At 55.8% G+C, this 16,786-nt stretch carries 20 protein-coding genes; 8 read left to right on the top strand and 12 right to left on the bottom strand.

All coding sequences use genetic code 11. The features are described from left to right. Window positions 1–2: 2 nt before the first annotated feature. Window positions 3–509: a peptide deformylase gene (gene def, locus WC859_06575; GenBank protein MFA5975819.1), complete on the bottom strand. Its 507-nt coding sequence runs from the start codon at window positions 507–509 to the stop codon at window positions 3–5. Continuing rightward, window positions 506–1,417 (bottom strand): D-2-hydroxyacid dehydrogenase, encoded by a 912-nt coding sequence (locus tag WC859_06570; protein ID MFA5975818.1) that lies wholly within the window; start codon window positions 1,415–1,417, stop codon window positions 506–508. Before WC859_06570 ends, def begins: the two co-directional genes overlap by 4 nt. Window positions 1,418–1,656: 239 nt before the next feature. Between WC859_06570 and WC859_06565 the strand changes: the two genes are divergently transcribed. Both WC859_06565 and WC859_06560 read left to right on the top strand, forming a co-directional pair. Further along, entirely contained in the window at window positions 1,657–2,712 is a 1,056-nt protein-coding gene (locus WC859_06565; protein ID MFA5975817.1) for a class I fructose-bisphosphate aldolase, read from the top strand. Window positions 2,713–2,844: 132 nt separating this feature from the next. Continuing rightward, window positions 2,845–3,414: an ORF6N domain-containing protein gene (locus WC859_06560; GenBank protein MFA5975816.1), complete on the top strand. Its 570-nt coding sequence runs from the start codon at window positions 2,845–2,847 to the stop codon at window positions 3,412–3,414. Here WC859_06560 and WC859_06555 read toward each other — a convergent pair whose 3' ends face one another. From WC859_06555 to WC859_06535, 5 genes are read right to left on the bottom strand one after another with little or no spacing between them, the layout of a single operon-like run. Next, window positions 3,415–4,329: a DUF4340 domain-containing protein gene (locus WC859_06555; GenBank protein MFA5975815.1), complete on the bottom strand. Its 915-nt coding sequence runs from the start codon at window positions 4,327–4,329 to the stop codon at window positions 3,415–3,417. Next, window positions 4,329–5,927 carry a GldG family protein gene (locus tag WC859_06550; GenBank protein ID MFA5975814.1) on the bottom strand — a complete coding sequence of 533 codons (1,599 nt, stop codon included), beginning with the start codon at window positions 5,925–5,927 and terminating at the stop codon, window positions 4,329–4,331. Before WC859_06550 ends, WC859_06555 begins: the two co-directional genes overlap by 1 nt. Continuing rightward, window positions 5,918–6,649, bottom strand: a complete 732-nt coding sequence (locus WC859_06545) for an ABC transporter permease subunit (protein MFA5975813.1) — start codon at window positions 6,647–6,649, stop codon at window positions 5,918–5,920. Before WC859_06545 ends, WC859_06550 begins: the two co-directional genes overlap by 10 nt. After that, window positions 6,646–7,611, bottom strand: coding sequence for an ATP-binding cassette domain-containing protein (locus WC859_06540; GenBank protein MFA5975812.1), 966 nt, complete (start codon window positions 7,609–7,611; stop codon window positions 6,646–6,648). The genes WC859_06545 and WC859_06540 overlap by 4 nt, the downstream gene beginning before the upstream one ends. A 33-nt stretch (window positions 7,612–7,644) precedes the next feature. Continuing rightward, entirely contained in the window at window positions 7,645–8,340 is a 696-nt protein-coding gene (locus WC859_06535; GenBank protein MFA5975811.1) for an HAD family hydrolase, read from the bottom strand. A gap of 146 nt (window positions 8,341–8,486) precedes the next feature. Here WC859_06535 and WC859_06530 point away from each other — a divergent pair, with 146 nt between their 5' ends. Next, window positions 8,487–8,783: a FliG C-terminal domain-containing protein gene (locus WC859_06530; protein ID MFA5975810.1), complete on the top strand. Its 297-nt coding sequence runs from the start codon at window positions 8,487–8,489 to the stop codon at window positions 8,781–8,783. On the opposite strand, the gene WC859_06525 is transcribed toward WC859_06530, so the two are convergent. Together WC859_06525 and WC859_06520 are read right to left on the bottom strand one after the other, a co-directional pair. Continuing rightward, a complete protein-coding gene (locus tag WC859_06525) occupies window positions 8,784–9,452 on the bottom strand; it encodes a carboxypeptidase regulatory-like domain-containing protein (GenBank protein ID MFA5975809.1) in 669 nt (222 codons plus the stop codon). It lies immediately after the preceding gene. A gap of 134 nt (window positions 9,453–9,586) precedes the next feature. After that, window positions 9,587–9,982, bottom strand: coding sequence for a hypothetical protein (locus WC859_06520; protein MFA5975808.1), 396 nt, complete (start codon window positions 9,980–9,982; stop codon window positions 9,587–9,589). A 98-nt stretch (window positions 9,983–10,080) separates the two neighbouring features. Here WC859_06520 and WC859_06515 point away from each other — a divergent pair, with 98 nt between their 5' ends. The 5 genes from WC859_06515 (at window position 10,081) to WC859_06495 (ending at window position 15,636) form a co-directional block, all read left to right on the top strand. Further along, on the top strand, window positions 10,081–11,499 hold the full coding sequence (locus WC859_06515) for a methyltransferase domain-containing protein (protein ID MFA5975807.1): 1,419 nt from the start codon (window positions 10,081–10,083) through the stop codon (window positions 11,497–11,499). Next, complete coding sequence (locus WC859_06510) at window positions 11,496–12,527, top strand: hypothetical protein (protein MFA5975806.1); 1,032 nt, start codon at window positions 11,496–11,498, stop codon at window positions 12,525–12,527. The genes WC859_06515 and WC859_06510 overlap by 4 nt, the downstream gene beginning before the upstream one ends. Next, the gene (locus WC859_06505) at window positions 12,502–14,667 is read left to right on the top strand and encodes a UvrD-helicase domain-containing protein (GenBank protein MFA5975805.1); all 2,166 of its coding nucleotides are present in this window, start codon (window positions 12,502–12,504) and stop codon (window positions 14,665–14,667) included. The genes WC859_06510 and WC859_06505 overlap by 26 nt, the downstream gene beginning before the upstream one ends. A 458-nt stretch (window positions 14,668–15,125) precedes the next feature. Continuing rightward, window positions 15,126–15,428, top strand: a complete 303-nt coding sequence (locus tag WC859_06500; protein MFA5975804.1) for a BrnT family toxin — start codon at window positions 15,126–15,128, stop codon at window positions 15,426–15,428. Continuing rightward, the gene (locus WC859_06495) at window positions 15,400–15,636 is read left to right on the top strand and encodes a BrnA antitoxin family protein (GenBank protein ID MFA5975803.1); all 237 of its coding nucleotides are present in this window, start codon (window positions 15,400–15,402) and stop codon (window positions 15,634–15,636) included. The genes WC859_06500 and WC859_06495 overlap by 29 nt, the downstream gene beginning before the upstream one ends. A 19-nt stretch (window positions 15,637–15,655) precedes the next feature. Here the strand turns inward: WC859_06495 and WC859_06490 are convergent, their stop codons facing one another. Genes WC859_06490 through WC859_06480 form a run of 3 tightly spaced genes read right to left on the bottom strand, consistent with a single transcriptional unit; the run spans window position 15,656 to window position 16,673 of the window. Further along, window positions 15,656–16,069, bottom strand: a complete 414-nt coding sequence (locus WC859_06490) for a hypothetical protein (GenBank protein ID MFA5975802.1) — start codon at window positions 16,067–16,069, stop codon at window positions 15,656–15,658. A gap of 26 nt (window positions 16,070–16,095) precedes the next feature. After that, on the bottom strand, window positions 16,096–16,419 hold the full coding sequence (locus tag WC859_06485; protein ID MFA5975801.1) for a type II toxin-antitoxin system PemK/MazF family toxin: 324 nt from the start codon (window positions 16,417–16,419) through the stop codon (window positions 16,096–16,098). Then, window positions 16,416–16,673: a hypothetical protein gene (locus tag WC859_06480; protein MFA5975800.1), complete on the bottom strand. Its 258-nt coding sequence runs from the start codon at window positions 16,671–16,673 to the stop codon at window positions 16,416–16,418. Before WC859_06480 ends, WC859_06485 begins: the two co-directional genes overlap by 4 nt. Window positions 16,674–16,786: the final 113 nt, after the last annotated feature.

The raw sequence follows: 16,786 nt of genomic DNA, 5'->3' as shown, positions 1-16,786 counted from the left end.
GACTAAACCCGGGAAGTTGCCTGGCGGGCGTATTCCGCATCGGTCATGAGGGTTCGCGTATCTTGAACCCGATCGATAAAAACAATGCCGTCCAAATGGTCCAGCTCATGCTGAAAAATACGGGCTATAAAGCCCTCTAACTTGCGTCGAATCCGCTTCCCCTCTCGAGTCGTATACTCCGCGCTGACCCGTTTGTAACGAGGCACAAGCCCGCGGATCCCGGGGACGGAAAGACAGCCTTCCAAATCCTCAGTCATTTCTTCGGAATGCGCGACCAGCCGAGGGTTGATCATCGCCACCGGTCGCTTCTTGAAAACCACCCATAAAACCCGGCAGGGCACACCCACCTGCGGCGCGGCGATTCCAACCCCCTGCAGCTTCTGTACGGTGGCCAGCATATCGTCCAGCAATTGCTGTAACGCCGGATGATCCCATTGTCGAATAGGGAGAGCCTTGGCCCGCAGCACCGGCTGGCCCAGCTGCATGATGGGAAGAATACGGGGTTTCATGTCACTAAATTCCTTGGATTCCCGGCGACAAACGCCTCCAGGTTCCCGATGACAACTTCAGCCAATTTCGTTACCGCCTGCTCGCTGGCCCACGCCACATGGGGCGTCACGATTAAATTCGGGATGGCCGTCAACAGAGGGCTTCCGTTTCGCGGCGGTTCCTCGCTGAGGACATCCACTCCAGCCCCGCCCAGTCTGCCGGAACGCAGCGCTTCCGCCAGAGCGATCTCATCCACCAAGCCGCCCCGCGCGGTATTGATCAAAAGGGCGTCCTTTTTCATCAGCGCCAGCTCCGGCGCACCCACCAGACCGACGGTCTCCGGCGTTCGCGGACAGTGGAGGCTGACGATATCCGCCCGCCGCAAAACATCTTCGAAAAGCGTCCGGCCGGGACGCACCTGGACCGCTCCTTTGCGTTCGGCGATCAGGATGGCCATACCAAAAGCTTTGGCCAGTTCTTCCACGTGGCGGGCGATATCCCCATACCCGATGAGCCCCAACGTGGACCCCGAAAGATCACGAATCGAAAAATCGAGCAAAGCAAACGACTTGGAGCGTTGCCACCGGCCCGTTTGCACCGCCTGATGCAGATCCGTCAGCCTCCGGCGCAGCGCCAGGATCAGCATAAAAACATGCTCAGCCACCGATCGTTGCGCGTAACCGGGGACGTTCGCCACAGCGATCCCCCGTTTCCGGCAATACGGGAGATCCACGCAATCCACACCGGTGGAGGTTAACGCGATGAGCCGAAGTAAAGGAACCTGAGAGAGAACCGGTTCCCGGAGCAGGACTTTATTCGTCAGGACCATTGTGGCGCCCTGCAGCCGCTCCAAGACCTGCTCAGGAACCGTTCGTCCATACTCCTTCCATTGGTGCGGGAAGAACGGACGCGGAAGCGGGACCCTCACGGTATCCCGATCTAAGAAGACGATATGCTCCACCGGGACTTATTATACAAACGACTTGTAACGCGAGCCGCGGGGAAGCCGTCACCCCCGAGTGCTTGTGTCGGGGGTCCATCAGCCGCTATCTTTCCGACGATAGATTCCCCGCCAGAGACCGCGGGGAATGACGGGGCAAAAAGTTACCGCACCTTTTGGGTATAATAGATTCATTCGCTTACTATCAAAAAGGAGACACATCCGCCATGACTGTTGATATTGAAGGCCTCCTCGGCGCTGAAGGGAAAGCGCTTCTGGAGCATAAATGCACCACCATTCCCAAAGAATCTATTCATCTGCCGGGCCCGGACTACGTGGACCGGATTTACGCGCTGTCCGACCGGCCAACCCCGGTTTTAAGAAGCCTGCAGGCGTTGCTTGAGCACGGCCGTCTGGCCGGCACCGGCTACGTTTCCATCCTTCCGGTAGACCAGGGGATTGAGCACTCCGCCGGAGCATCGTTTGCCCCGAACCCCATCTATTTCGACGCCGAGAACATCGTGAAGCTCGCGATTGAAGGTGGCGCCAATGGAGTCGCTTCCACTCTGGGCGTTCTGGGAGCGGTCGCGCGCAAATACGCGCACAAGATTCCCTTTATTCTCAAGTTCAACCACAACGAAATCCTCTCTTATCCGAACACGTTTGATGAAACGCTCTTCGCGAGCATCAAACAGGCGTATGACCAGGGCTGCGTCGCCGTGGGAGCCACCATTTACTTCGGCTCGCCGGAGTCCCGCCGCCAGATCTGGGAAGTGAGCCAGGCGTTCCAGCAGGCGCACGAGCTGGGCATGGCCACCATCCTCTGGTGCTACCTGCGTTCCAACGCCTTCAAGACGAAGGAAAAGGACTTCCACGTTTCAGCGGATCTCACCGGCCAGGCCAATCACCTGGGCGTGACCATTGAAGCGGACATCATCAAGCAGAAGCTTCCGGAGAACAATGGCGGCTACACCGCGCTGAACTTCGGAAAGACCCACAAGTTCGTTTACGAGAAGCTGACGAGTGACAATCCGATCGACTTGACCCGCTACCAGGTGGCCAACTGCTACATGGGCCGCGCCGGGCTGATCAATTCGGGCGGAGCCTCCTCAGGCGCCAGCGATATGGCTGAAGCCGTTAAAACAGCCATCATCAACAAGCGCGCCGGCGGCATGGGGCTCATCTCCGGCCGCAAGGCCTTCCAGCGGCCGATGGCTGATGGCGTCAAGATCCTGAACGCCATCCAGGACATCTATCTGGACAAGCGCGTCACCGTCGCCTAATCCGCGACATTCACCAAAAGAGCGGTCGCCAGGCACTTGGCGACCGCTCTTTTATTATGTGGGGATGAAGGATATCCCATACCTTCAAATGAATATTTTCCTGAGTGCTGCCTCTAACTAAAAGGAGGCCTTATGAATGAGCTTGTTTTCATGGATGACATCCCTCAACGGATCTTCTGGATCAGGGGACGTCGCGTCATGTTAGATTCGCATCTGGCGGAATTATATGAAGTCCCAACCTTTCGCTTAAACGAACAGGTCAAACGAAATCGGAGACGGTTCCCTGATGATTTCATGTTCCAACTAAACAATGAAGAGATTGAACTTTTAAGATCGCAATTTGCGATCTTAAAGACAGGAAGCCGAGGAGAACACCGGAAGTATCTCCCCTATGCGTTTACAGAGCAAGGAGTGGCCATGTTGTCTTCGGTGTTGAACAGTGAACGGGCCATTGCCGTGAATATCGCAATTATGCGGGCCTTCGTTCGAATGCGGGAAATCCTGGCTACTCATAAAGACCTTCTTCGCCGAATTGAAAACATTGAAGAGCAGATGGCAAAACATGGGAATATTTTCGAGGAACAAACCAAGGATATTCAAACGATTTTCCAGGCCATCCAAGCTCTCCTGAAGAAAGGCGAACCCGTTGACCAGAATGTATTGGCTCCCGTCGGGTTTAAGAGAAAGAAATCAAGCGTGTAATTACGGTTTCTTCGGCTGGAAAGCGGAGGATTTGAGGAGAAGCGATTTGATTTTGTCTTCCGTGAGCCAGGCCAAGCCCGCGGTCGGTCCGGCGGAGACCAGGTATCGTTTTGTTTTCGGGTCAAGGGAACCGATCCGGAGATCAGCGGACTGCCCGTTTCCTTCGATATGGATCGAGGCATCGGTGAGTTGGTCGAACGTTACAGAAACGAAATCCGCGAAACCGTCCGCCTGCAGATGAGACAACACGCCGACCAGTCCATACACCGGCGCAGGGTTGGCTGGCTTTCCGTCTACTGTCCAGACGCCGCTGGACTGCGCCAGCGAGGTCTGGTACCCGGGGCCTTTGATCTGAATCGCCTGAATCTTGGCTTCCGGGAAACTGATCAGTTGCCGGCGTCGCCAGCTGCCCAGCTCCGGCTCTCCCAGCTCGCCACGGATGATCCCTCGCGCCAGATAAACAGCCGGCCGGCCCGGATAACGGAAATAAATGTGGGTGAAATCAGGCGCTTGTTTGCCGAAAAGCCCCTCGGCCAACAGCTTGTTGTTCTTGCCATAAAGACGAACGCACAGCCCGCTGGTCACGGTAACATCAAAGTCGCCCGCGCGATCGGCCCGGCTGGAAATTCTTTCTTCGATTTGAATTCCTCCAAGTCCGTTCTTGAGCCGGGTCACCTTGTCCGGATCCGCCGGAAAACGAGGTCCCGTTGAAAGGCCGACGCTCCATTCCTTTTCCTGCTTCGTGAGGTCCAGTTGCGAAGAATCCAGCTGAAGATGAATGCGAACAACACGATCCATCTTGCCGGCGAAAAGGCTGCGTTGGCGCGGGAGCTGAAAAGCGAGATAGAGCCCCGCCAGCACGGTCACACCGGCACACACCCAGGCCAACCGCTTGACGAGCGCAGGAAGATCCATTACGCGGCCGCCTTCAGAGACTGTTCAACTTTTTTCCGCCAGGATTGCCGTCTCCGCCAGCGCACCACTCCCAGGACCACCGGCAGAAACGCGCCGCCCAGAACCGCGACGATTTTCACGACCTCGCGCATCGCCGGGCGGACTGGTTTGAGCGGCCGTAAGATCGCGCCTTTCGCACGAATGCCCAGCAGGGATTCGTCGTTCGTCAGATAAGCGAGCACGTTGCTGATAAACGCCTCGCCGCCCGGCAGTCCCGGCAAATCCGGATCCAGAAGATGGGAACTCCCGATCACCAACAACTGCATTTTCGGGCTGGTCCCCAGCAACGGAACACCCGGGTAAGGAAGCGGTTTGCTTTGGAAATAACTCGTGAAAGGCCCCTCCAGGAGCGCTCCCAGGATAAACGGCCCCTGTGCGTCGTCTGCCTTTGGACGGGGCACATTGTTGGGCGCTACATTAAAGGTGCCGGGAGAAGCCTGCCAGCTGCGCGGGGACGACGTGAACTGAGCCATAAAACGACCGGCCCCGGGTTGTCCTGAAGGGAGAACAGAGACGCAAAAAGGGAGGGCGAAAGCCTCGAGACCCCGGAGAAGCGGTTTCTTCTCGTCAAAACGGGATACCAACGGGAAGAACGGATACGGGAGGCTGGACGTGAAGCTTAAACCGCCGAGGTTTTGCGTCACGCCGATGGTCTGGCATTGCGCATCGTACACCAGACGATCTCCCAATTTCGCTCCATAATGCTGCAGAAAATCGGTGAGCCCGCTGTCCTGATCAAAGGCTCTGAATTGTCCCAAGGTCACGCTTTTCGTATCGACCATAAAAGCGGCCGGGATTCCTTTCATGATCGCCTGATCCAGAATCCACAGCGATTTCTCATCAAATTTCTGTCGGGGTCCGACTACCAGGATGGCATCCGCCTGATAAGGCACGGTGCTGGCCGCGGGCAAGGGAAAATCGCGGAATTCGTACAGGTCCCCCAGATTTCTGGCGATGGCCGACTTATCCTTCCAGTCGCTCTCGCCATGGCCGGACGTGACCGCGATGATCCGTTTGTTGCGCGAGGTCATTTTGGCCAGGCGGCTCGTCAGTTCGTACTCCAGGCTTTCGACATCTTTAACCACCGGCAAAACTTCCGATTTATCGCGATAGAACAGGACCAGCCCCATATAGCCCCGGCGGATCTGAACCTGATTAGCGCCCATTTCCTGGAACTGAAGTGGGAGAAGGCTTGCAGACTGGGCCTGCTGCTCAAAGATCTGCGCCGGGACAGGCGGCACAAAACTAAATTGGACTTTCCCCTTCGACGCCGAACGGTATTCACTCAGGATGTCCCGGACATAGCGCCCATATGTGTTATAGGGGGAGGGCAACTCCGGCGAGAAGTAAGCTTTGACGACAACCGTATCCTCCAATTGACGCACCAGACGTTTACTGGAGGACGATAAGGAATACGCACGGCTCCGGGTGAGGTCCAGCCGGACATACAACCAATGCGACAAAACATTCAGAAGGAGCAAGGTCAGCGCCAATAAGCCCAGCCCGGCGGCGCTGGCCACCGCCAATCGTTTTCGGCGTTGCTGAAGGGTTATCGCCATCGTCTTGAATGAATCACGGCCAAGCTGGCCGCGAGAAAGAATATCGTTCCGCTCGCCCAGTACAACAGATCCCGCGAATCCAGAACCCCGCGGGTCAGCGCTTCGTAGTGAGCCTGAATCCCCAAGGTCTGGATCCAGACCCCCACGACACTGGGAAACATATTGGCGATCCAATCAATCGAGAAGAAAGAGAAGCAAACCGCAAATCCAATGATAAAAGCCACCACCTGGTTGCGCGTTAAAGCGGACGCCCACAAGCCGATCGCGGAGAAAAAGGAAGCCAGGCCGATCACCGCCACATATCCGCCGACGATCTGACCCGGATCCGGCTGGCCGATGATCAGCAGCAGAATCGGGTAAATCAACGTCAGAATCAATAAAGCGCCGATGAGTCCCATGGCCCCGAGATATTTTCCGAGGACGATCTGGTGGTCTTCCATCGGCAAGGTGGCGAGATATTCCATGGTGCCGGAACGGTACTCCTCTGCGAAGGATCGCATCGTCAAGGCCGGAATCATGAACGTGAACAAAATCGGTATGGGGCGCAAAAACGTATCCAGCGCGCTCTGATTGAATTGAAACAACGGGGAGGCAAAAAGCCAGCCGCTCACCAGCAGGAAAAACACGAAGATCACATAGGTCGCGGGCGAATTAAACAGCGTCGCCCATTCTTTCCGGGCTAAGGTCAGGGCCGGATGCCGGCGGGTTTTCATTGAGATCATACGGCTCCTCCTGCCGGAACGGAAGCGGACGCCGGCTCTTCCGACGTGAGCTGCCGGAAGACATCCTCCAGAGAAAAACCTTCCTGAACCAGCTGCAGAATGATCCAGTGATTTTGAACCGCCACGTTGAATATCGCCTCTCGTAAATCGGATTCACCGGACTCCAACGACAGCATCACGTTGGGACCATTTTCTTTCTGGACAGTAACCCGTTCGACTCCCGGCAACCCGGCCAATACCGAACGAGCGGCTTCCGCAGGCGCTTTCAATTCAACTAAAAGACGCTGGCCGCCACGCATCCGCTGTCCCAAAAGCTCGGGGGATCCGTCCGCCACAATCTTGCCCTTATGGATGATCAAAACCCGGTCGCAGGTGGACTGCGCTTCAGAAAGGATATGCGTGGACAGAAGCACAGTTTTGCTTTGGCGAAGCGTCTGGATCAGCTGGCGGACTTCCGACTGCTGGTTGGGATCCAGCCCCGAGGTGGGTTCATCCAGAATTAAAATTTCCGGATCATGAAGGATGGCTTGCGCCAACCCCACGCGCTGCCGGTATCCCTTGGACAGCTGGCCGATGTCCTGCCCCACGACTCCGTCCAATCCGCAGACGTCAATCACGTGACGGATAGCCTTCTGCGCCGCCGCCGGTTCAAGACTCCGCAGGCGCGCGGTCCACTGCAGCGACTCAACCACCGCGAGTTCGTCATAGAGGGGGTTTGTCTCCGGCAGGTAACCGACGCGGCGCCGCAACTCCATCGTATCCCCGAGAATATCGATCTGGGCCACCTGGGCGGTGCCTTCCGTCGGGGGGAGGTAGCCGGTGAGCATTTTCAGCATCGTGGTCTTGCCGGCCCCGTTCGGACCCAGAAGCCCGACTACTTCTCCCGGCTGGATGGAAAAAGTCACCTGATCCACCGCCAGAATCGAACCGTATTGTTTGGTCAACTTCGAAACGTCAATCATGGTTTAATAAATAGCGAAAATTCATTTTGCTTGTCAAGCCAGATCCATCAAAATCTTAATAACCTTATCAGTTTCGGACAAATCAGGGAAGAGATGATCGGGTTGAGCGGCGGCCAGGTCCTCGCTGCTCATGGGCCCGGTGGCCACCGCCACCGTTCGGGCCCCGATCGCCTTCCCGGCCTGGACATCCCGGATGTTGTCGCCGATGACGATAATATCCGTCGGGGGCAGAGAATGGCCGGCCAGTTTTTGTCCGCGCTTGGAAGCCATTCGCAGCAATTCGGGCCGATTTTCCGCGTCGGAGCCGTATCCGCCGAAACGAAAATAACGCATCAGGTCCGCCCGGTCCAGTTTGATATGAGCGCCTTCCTCCAGATTGCCGGTCCCGAGTCCCAGGAGCACATCGGAACGATCAGACAACGCCCGCAACAGAGCGGGAATCCCGGGGAGAATCAGATACCCGGGAGATTGTGGCACCTCAACTTTCAGCTGATCCAGATAACCCCGGCAAAGGGCTTCGATTTCACCATTCTGAGGAGACCGGTTGAGATGAACTCTCATCATCTCCCGGCAAATGGCCGGGTCTGTTTTTCCATCCGGACTAACGATCTTCATGGCATTCGGAATCTGGAAGAGTTTTTCAAAGGCATGATTCAGTGCCCGCACACCGGCCCCTCCGGTATAAACAAGGGTCCAATCAAGATCGAAAAGTAAAAGCTTCTTAATCATTTGAGAAATCACTCCATTTGACACATTAAATCAAGTCAAAATACGCTCAATTATATCTCAACCTTGACGTAAATTTATCTTAAGCTTTCCAGTTTGCCGTTGACGCTCACCGGTTTCCGACGCAAACTTATACCGAAGGGGGATGCATGCAAGAGATCAGTATGTTCGAAATCCTGGAATTGCCCAAGGATTCTCTGCAACGGGTGCTTTGCCAGGCTCCGGCACGAACGTTAGCCCGGCTGCTCTCCGCCTACCCCCGCGCGGTTTCTCGCACTTTCATGTCCGTGCTTTCAGAGAGCCTCAGCCGCCCGACTATAAACTTCCTGCTGGAAGAAGTCAATTCAAGCCAAATCCCATCCTTCACACAAATTCGCCAGGCTGAAAGCGAATTGGTCAAGATCATTAAAGCGGAAAACTTGTTCCCCTCGACTTCCCAATTATAATCAGCGGACATCCCAGGCAGGTTTTAAGTCATCGAATCGAATGGTTGAGATTTCGTTTTCCTTGACGGTAATGGATTGCGTCTGCCCCACGGGGAAGTACTCCAAACGTTCCTGGCTATCTTTCGTCCGTTCCTGCCATCCTTCATGCCACACGCGCAGCGAATAGGAACCGCGGGGAACATCCTTTATTTGGAAGTGACCGCTCGCGTCGGTCACCGCCACATACGGGTGGGCAGACGCGTAGATCCAAGCGCGCTCCCACGGATGCCGGTCGCAATTGATCTTATAGAAACCAGGCTGAACGATAGGGCGATGGGGCGTCCTGGACTGTCCAATTTGACCAGGAGAAAGCAAAACATCAAACACACTGGCCTCTTTTAAAAAGGCATGAATTTGATGTTCGGCTTTGTCTTCATTGACCAGCTGAAGACTTGTCCCGAGCGGGACCCACTGCACCCGGGGCAAGAACACACACCCCCGCACGCGAAGCGTGGCCCGCCGGCTGCGGACCTCGCGCACCTCTTTCGCCTCTAAAATAATCAGCGCGTTGCGAAGTCCCAGGTTTTGCTGCCGGACTTCCAGATGGTTCTGCGCAATGCCATGCGGGCAATTGCGCTCATCGCGGTTGGCGAACATCGCCGGCGGCGGGGTTTCCCCCGGGAAGGTCACCAGGCCTTCAATAGATCCGGAGGCACAGCAAAGAGCAGAACAAAAAACGACAACCAATAATGATCGTAGGGGCGCACCGCCTGTGCGCCCGCCACTGAATTGACCGGGCGGACATTGGCGCGCCCCTACAAATCTCATTGGGCTTTTTCGATATACTGCCAACCCGCCAGGCTGGTCGCGCTGACATACTTGACCCAGCTGAAACCCAGTTGAGCCGAGGCAACCCCCGCACTCCTCGCCCAAAAAGCCAGATTGAATATCTGGTCATTGGCCAAGGCAAACGCAACAGTTCCCGTTAACAAAGCCGTCGGCAGTCCCGGCCCCAGGCGCGGGCGCGCCAGCACATAAAGCCAGCATAAGAGGAACCCATTTAACAATGTAGGCAATGCGTTGTAGCCGATCAACTTCCCCCATATTCCCGCGAGTTGAACCATTCCCATTTTTTGCAAAACAAGCAACCCGACAATATCGAACAACGCGAATACGGCAAAGGCGCACAATGTTCCAACTCCAATCCGCTTCCAGTTCATGAAATCTCCTTATTGGTCTTTCAATCAGATTTATTGACCTTTGTTTTACTACTACAGAACAGCGTTGTCTAGGTTTTTGATAGGATTCCTCTCATCTCATGCAACCAATGACCTGTCAGCATTTCGGTATCTGCGGCGGCTGTTCCTGCGTAACCTCAGGAGAAACCGTCGCGCCTCCTCCCTATACGGACGAACTGGCCGCCAAAGAAAGCCGCGTGCGCGGTCTTTTGGCTTCCTATGAAGTGCTGCAATGGCGGCCCATGATCGGATCTCCCGACATCTGGCACTACCGGAATAAAATGGAGTACGCCTTTGCCGCGCCTTATAAAGATAGGCCGTCAACGACGCCTTCTCCCCTCGCGGGAGAAGGACCGGATGAGGGGACACCCCCCTTGAAAAACCTCCCCTCCCCCTCTCCCGCAGGGGGAGAGGGATTCGTATTAGGCCTTCGTCAACAAGGTCGTTATGACCGGGTTGTTGATCTCCAGACTTGTAACCTCGTTTCCCCGGAATGCTTTGAAATTCTAAAGCGGGTTCGCCAATGGGCCAAAGCCTCCAGTTTGACCGGTTATCACCGGAAAGCCCATGTGGGAGATCTCCGCTATCTGGTTATCCGGGAGGCTCAGAACACCGGGCAGCGGATGGTGGTGTTGATCGCGAGTAAATCGACGTCATCCCCCGCGGCTGCTGGCGGGGGATCCAGCGAACAAAAAAAGAACTTGATGGATCCCCGACAGCCCCGCCCTCCGGTGGAGTGTTCAATCGACGGGGCAGTCCCGACCATAGAGAAGGTCAATTGGTGGACGGGACAGGGTCACTCGGGGATGACGTCTAATAAAGCGCTCCAAGATGCGTTGGCCCCACTGACTACAACGGCTTGGTTGGGCCTGACGGACACAAAATCAGACGTTGCCCGGGCCGAGGAGATGACCCTTCTCTGGGGACCCGGCACGATCGACGAACGGCTGGGCGACCGGACTTACCGGATCTCCCCCTATTCATTTTTTCAAACGAATACCCATGGGACGGAGCGTCTCTACGGACTTCTGGCCGAGTGGGGAAAGTCGATCGGGGGCGCGCTGGTGGATGTCTACTGCGGTTCCGGAGGGATCACGCTCGCGCTGGCCCAATCCTTCGACCGGGTGGTGGGCATTGATACGAACCGGGAGGCGATTGAAGACGCCCGATTTAACGCGGAACACAACGGGATCGGCAACGCGGAATTTGTAGCAGAGGATGCGGTAGAATTCCTGAAAAAACTGCCGGCCTCCAAACTGGCGGTACAGCTCTCCGCGGTGATCGTGGACCCGCCGCGACCGGGGCTGCATCCCAAAGCGCTTCAAGCCTTGCTGGAGCTTAATCCCCCCCGGCTGGCATACGTCTCGTGCAATCCGGAGTCGCTGGCGCGCGACTTACAAGGCCTGGTTCCTTTTTATAAAATTCTAAGCGCTCAGCCGGTGGATTTATTCCCGCACACCCCGCACGTGGAAACAGTCGTCTTTTTGGAACATCGATGAAAATTCAGAAAATTCCGTTGATTTTGTTTTTAAGCGCAACGGTCTTTGCCGCTGACAGCTTGCAGCCGGCCCGCCTGTTCTTCAGCGATGCCAATCTGAGCTTCACGTTTCCGAATCACTGGGAGACGGGGGCCTCTTTCCCCTTTGGCCCGCTTTTCAGCAAAACCACCAAGCAGGGATCCCAGGCTTTTCTCTCGTGTGAAGTGTCAGCGCCTTTAAATAAGGATCGCCTCTTGTCTGACGTTCCGTATGACATTCTTCAATCCTTTGCGCGGCAGGATCTTTCCGCGCGCTATCCCAACGCCCGTCTTCTGGTGAGCGGCAACCGCTGGCTCGCCGGACATCATGCGTTTGAAATGACCTGGGAGACCGCCCCCGCGGAGTCGAGCACCGGGGAGAGTCTGGAATACCAATCGATATATTTTTTTAACCAGGACCGGATTTATGCGTTAACCCTGCGGGCCCATGCGGATAGTTTTCTCTGGCTGGTTCCGGACTTCCAAGAATGGCTCACCACGGTGCGCATCCTGTCGCGCCGCGACGCCGGAGCGCTCGACAACCCGGCGAACGGCGGAACCTGGATTCATCAAACCGGCGGCGCCAAGATCTCCTTTCCAGAAGCCTGGCTGATCGGTGTGGCGGATGACCATACGGTCGGCGCGGCGATGGCCCGCGAGAAGAAACACAGTGAGTTCACCGCCACGGTGGACGTGAGCCATTTATCCGCCGATCCGATGACGGAAACGGAAAAACAGGAAGTGTGTCAATGGGTCGAGAAGAAAGGATTCCGGATCCGAGCGGAATCGGATGAGCCGTTTCACGGCCTTCCGGCTTTTCACCTCGAATACGACGGAACTCTGGACGGACGTTTTGTCCGCGGCCGTGATGTATGGGTGTGCAGTTCCAAGGGACGCTGGTTGTTGAACTTGGAAGCGGACGGAGCCTTTTTCGTCGAGCTCTCGGATGATTACCGGACAATTTTGAATACTATCGAATTCATCAATGACAACCCTGCTCCAAAATCTTAATTCGCCCCAACAGGAGGCGGTCCAGCAAACGGAGGGACCGGTCCTGATTCTGGCCGGCGCCGGCAGCGGCAAGACACGGGTCATCACGCACCGGATCGCCCACCTCATCGAAAAAGGGGTGGCTCCCTGGCATATTCTGGCGGTCACCTTCACCAACAAAGCCGCCGAAGAAATGCAGCACCGGGTTGACCAATTGACGGGCGGACGGGGGCGCGGCGTTGTTTTATCGACCTTTCACCGTTTCTGCTCTCAGCTGCTTCGCCGGGAAGGCTCCGCGATCGGGCTCTCGGAGCACTTCGTCATTTATGACGAGGGCGATCAAAAGGATGTCCTCAAAGAATGCCTGACCGAGCTGAACCTCGACGAAAAGAAATTCAAACCCGGCGTTCTGGTATCGCTGATCTCGCGATCCAAAGACGAGCTGATCGATGCCCAGTCGTATCAGATCCATGCGCTCGCCTCCCCCGACCCTTTCCGGCAGATGGTGGCCAGCGTGTATCTCCTGTATCAAAAGAAACTGGCGGCGGCGAGCGCCCTGGATTTCGGCGATCTCATCATGAAAAGCGTCGAGCTTCTGCGAGACAAGCCGGAGATCCGCGAGAAATATCAGAAACGCTTCCATTATGTGATGGTGGATGAGTACCAGGACACGAACCGCGCTCAGTACGTGCTCACCAAAACCCTGGCAGCCAAAACGCGAAACCTTTGCGTCGTTGGGGACGATGACCAATGCGTCTATGTATGGAGAGGAGCCGACATCCGGAACATTTTAGAGTTCGAGAAGGAGTACCCTGAAGCCAAGGTCATCAAGTTGGAGCAGAATTATCGCTCCACCCAGGTGATTCTAGAAGCCGCCTGGAACGTAGTCCGCCAGAACCAGTTCCGGAAAGATAAAAGACTCTGGACAGAGAAAAGCGGGGGTGACCCCGTCACCGCCGATGAATTCGCCGATGAGCGGGAAGAAGCGCTTTCGGTGGCGAGCACCATTTACAACCAGGTCCGTCACAGCGACTCCCTCTACGCGGATTTTGCGATTTTCTACCGCATTAACGCTCAGTCCCGTGTTTTTGAAGACGCGCTCCGTCGCATGGAAATTCCCTACAAAATCATCGGCTCTGTCCGGTTCTATGAACGGGCGGAAGTCAGAAACGTGATTGCCTATCTTCGCCTGGTCATTAATCCGGCGGATGACCTGAGCCTGAAACGGATCTTCAACGTGCCGACGCGCGGACTGGGCAAAACCTCGCTGGAAGCCCTTCAGCGCTTTGCTCAGACGCATCACCTTTTGCTCTTTGCAGCGCTGGGCCGAGCGGCAGAGATCACCGAGTTGACCGCACGAGCCCGGACAGCGGCCAGAGAACTCCATACCCTTCTTTCCACATTCATTGGCCTGCGGGATCAATGCACAGCCGCGGAGATGACGAAACAAATCCTGGAAGCCACAGGCTACCTGCGCGGGCTGGAGGCGGAGGAGGAAGCGGAGTCTCAGATGCGCGCGCAGAACATCAAAGAATTCCTCACCGCCGTCCTGGAATATCAGGAGCGTTCGGAAGACAAATCAACCACCGGCTTCCTGGAACAGGTATCGCTGGTCGCGGATTCCGACGAAATTGAATCCGGGCCTAACTACGTGACGCTGATGACGGTCCATCTGGCCAAAGGGCTGGAGTTCCCGAACGTGTTTTTAACCGGCCTGGAGGAAGGGTTATTCCCCATAGGGGAATCGGATTTTTCACAGGACGATCTGGAAGAAGAACGGCGGCTCTGCTACGTCGGGATGACACGCGCCAAAAAACGGCTGCACATGACCTGGTGCGCCAGCCGCCGGCTCTTCGGGCACACGCGGTGGAATGCACCCTCTCGATTCATGGAAGAAGCTGGTATTCAAACCGGCCGGCCAAAACAGGCGGCTCCCGCGACACCGGGCTTCCAATCATCTCCTCACCACAGCGACCAGCCCGGGGAAGAAACATCGCTGCTCGCCTACAGCGTAGGGGCGCGCGTGCGCCATCCGGAGTTTGGAAACGGGAAAATCATCGAGAAGAGCGGGACCGGCGACAGCCTGAAGGTGATGGTCCTCTTCGACTCCGGCCAGTGGAAGAAACTGCTCGTCAAATACGCCGGCCTGGAAAAAATCTAAGGGAGCGCCGCTCTGCGCTTCGCACTCCGATCGGCCTGACTACCTCGTCTTGTCCGCTCGAGCAGCCTGCGGAACTCACCGCCTCCCAATGAATCAGAAGACGCGGGTTCGAACAGTCCTCGGCTACCCGCTCTCGCTCCCAAGCCGCAGGCCTTACGTCGTGCTCCAGCGCAACGCGTCACCCCTCTAGACGGACTGAGAACTAAAGGGCACATTACCTGTCGGTTGGATTACGTTGGATTTGTAGGGGCGACACGCCCGGAAGGCATTTCCCATCAAACCGGGGCAAGTCCAGTGCGTCCCCGTTGCCCCGAGAAGCACCCCCTCCTTCTTCCTTTTCGCATGAATAAAAGTTGCCCCCCGGCATCTAAGTTATAGAGAACCCCTTCGAGGCAGGTATTTATATGGCTATTTATACATACTTTTATATTGAATTGCTGGCGGACATTGGATAAACTATGAGAGCTTCGATCCGATGGGGACGGTTTATTTGGGATCAAGAAAAGGAGTCGGATAATCTTGCGCGGCACGGCATCGATTTCCGAACGGCTGCCAAAGCGTTTTTGGATTCGCACTGTTTAATGGTAGAAGACTCCAAACACAGCCAGGAAGAACCTCGATGGTTCTGCATCGGCGATATTGGAGGAACCGTCGTGACGGCACGTTTTACATATCGAGGCCGGCAGATTCGATTGATTGGCGCAGGATTCTGGCGTAAAGGAAAGAAACTCTATGAGAAAACGAAGAATTCTAGATCCTGATGCACCGGTAGGGAAGCTTAAGATTATCCCGAATTTTCTGCCCCCGCCTCATGAACTGCTGCCCCCTGGGTCAAAAATCAAGATCACGATTGAGCTGGACGAGGAATGCGTGGATTTCTTTAAAGAACAGGCCAGGCGGCACGGTGGCAAGTATCAACGCATGATGAGGGAAATTCTACGCCTCTACGCCGCCCGCCATGCTGCCTGAAAAACGATTTATTCTGTAGTTATTCCGCCAGTTCGCGGGATTTGGCGACTTTGGCGTTGTAGTCGGTGGCCATGGAGACTGCTTTTTCCCGTTCGGTGTTCTGCTGTTTGGCCAACGCGTTGTAGTCGTCGATGGCTTTCTTCCTGTCCTTGGCCTGGTTGGTCTGAAGCTGCATCTTGATGGCCTCGAGCTGCTGCGTAATCTGAACCACCTTTTCTCTCTGCGCCTGCACCGACGCTTCATCGACGGTTAATTCCTTATCCAGCACCGCGATAGCGGCTTCTTTGGCACGCGTGGCGGCCTTTTCATGCGCGATCCAGGCCACTACCAGCCCGAAAAGAACAATCCCGATAATCACCGGAATGATCGGAAAGGGCTTTTGTTCGGAAGGCTCTTCGGACGGAATCTCAAATTTATTTTCGTCATCACTCATCGGGAAGCTCCTTGGTTAAATTCAACTCAATAATGATAAGAAATGTCCAGGGCAAAACCCAGGGCTGCGTTCAGCTCGGCCAACTTCTCGCGAGAAAGCGGAGCGATCCGCTTCTGAAGGTATGCCTTTGGGATGGTCGCCAATACGTCGCAGTTCACAACGCACTTTTTAGACAACCCCTCTTCCGGACCGAGCGGGACCTCAGTCGGGATATCGCGCACGCGGGTCGTCACTTGCGCAATAGTTACCGCCTCGCGTAACTGGATCGCCGTATCCCGGGACACTAGCACAACCGGCCGGTGACCCATCGGCTTCGGCAAATTGGCCCACCAGATTTCGCCTCGTCTCATGTCCAGGATTCCTTTTCCCAGGCCGCCAAACCCGCCCGCGTCAACGGTTTAATCTCCTGCGGCTTTTCGGGATGCTTCAGATAGCCTGCCCTGTATTTGGCTTCCATTTCAGCTTCTTCACGCTGCAGGAGCCAGGCCCGGAACGCTTCCATCAGGAGCTGGCTGCGCGTTTTTCCCATCTGAACACGCAGGATCTCGATCTGTTTATACTCGACCTGCGGGATCGCAATCGCTGTTTTCACAACCTTCTCCATGGCGGCCTCCAGTTATACCGTGGTTATACCCTAGTATAACTCACTTTTCCCCAGTTTCAAGCCTTTTGAAGTCGCACTCTCTTTAGAGGGCTTCGCGCCGGATTTATTCATGG

This window comes from Elusimicrobiota bacterium, from assembly GCA_041660185.1.
Taxonomy (GTDB): domain Bacteria; phylum Elusimicrobiota; class Elusimicrobia; order 2-01-FULL-59-12; family 2-01-FULL-59-12; genus JBAZWU01.
The sequence above is the reverse complement of the archived record's forward strand: the minus strand, read 5'-3'. Positions and strand labels throughout refer to the sequence as shown.

Coding starts and splice junctions, on each gene's coding strand:
- WC859_06560 (MFA5975816.1), top strand. CDS start 2,845: ATGAATGAGCTTGTTTTCATGGATGACATCCCTCAACGGATCTTCTGG.
- WC859_06485 (MFA5975801.1), bottom strand. CDS start 16,419: ATGAGACGAGGCGAAATCTGGTGGGCCAATTTGCCGAAGCCGATGGGT.
- WC859_06495 (MFA5975803.1), top strand. CDS start 15,400: ATGAGAAAACGAAGAATTCTAGATCCTGATGCACCGGTAGGGAAGCTT.
- WC859_06510 (MFA5975806.1), top strand. CDS start 11,496: ATGAAAATTCAGAAAATTCCGTTGATTTTGTTTTTAAGCGCAACGGTC.
- WC859_06500 (MFA5975804.1), top strand. CDS start 15,126: ATGAGAGCTTCGATCCGATGGGGACGGTTTATTTGGGATCAAGAAAAG.
- WC859_06555 (MFA5975815.1), bottom strand. CDS start 4,329: ATGGATCTTCCTGCGCTCGTCAAGCGGTTGGCCTGGGTGTGTGCCGGT.
- WC859_06550 (MFA5975814.1), bottom strand. CDS start 5,927: ATGGCGATAACCCTTCAGCAACGCCGAAAACGATTGGCGGTGGCCAGC.
- WC859_06545 (MFA5975813.1), bottom strand. CDS start 6,649: ATGATCTCAATGAAAACCCGCCGGCATCCGGCCCTGACCTTAGCCCGG.
- WC859_06535 (MFA5975811.1), bottom strand. CDS start 8,340: ATGATTAAGAAGCTTTTACTTTTCGATCTTGATTGGACCCTTGTTTAT.
- WC859_06490 (MFA5975802.1), bottom strand. CDS start 16,069: ATGAGTGATGACGAAAATAAATTTGAGATTCCGTCCGAAGAGCCTTCC.
- WC859_06530 (MFA5975810.1), top strand. CDS start 8,487: ATGCAAGAGATCAGTATGTTCGAAATCCTGGAATTGCCCAAGGATTCT.
- WC859_06480 (MFA5975800.1), bottom strand. CDS start 16,673: ATGGAGAAGGTTGTGAAAACAGCGATTGCGATCCCGCAGGTCGAGTAT.
- WC859_06565 (MFA5975817.1), top strand. CDS start 1,657: ATGACTGTTGATATTGAAGGCCTCCTCGGCGCTGAAGGGAAAGCGCTT.
- WC859_06515 (MFA5975807.1), top strand. CDS start 10,081: ATGCAACCAATGACCTGTCAGCATTTCGGTATCTGCGGCGGCTGTTCC.
- WC859_06505 (MFA5975805.1), top strand. CDS start 12,502: ATGACAACCCTGCTCCAAAATCTTAATTCGCCCCAACAGGAGGCGGTC.
- def (MFA5975819.1), bottom strand. CDS start 509: ATGAAACCCCGTATTCTTCCCATCATGCAGCTGGGCCAGCCGGTGCTG.
- WC859_06520 (MFA5975808.1), bottom strand. CDS start 9,982: ATGAACTGGAAGCGGATTGGAGTTGGAACATTGTGCGCCTTTGCCGTA.
- WC859_06540 (MFA5975812.1), bottom strand. CDS start 7,611: ATGATTGACGTTTCGAAGTTGACCAAACAATACGGTTCGATTCTGGCG.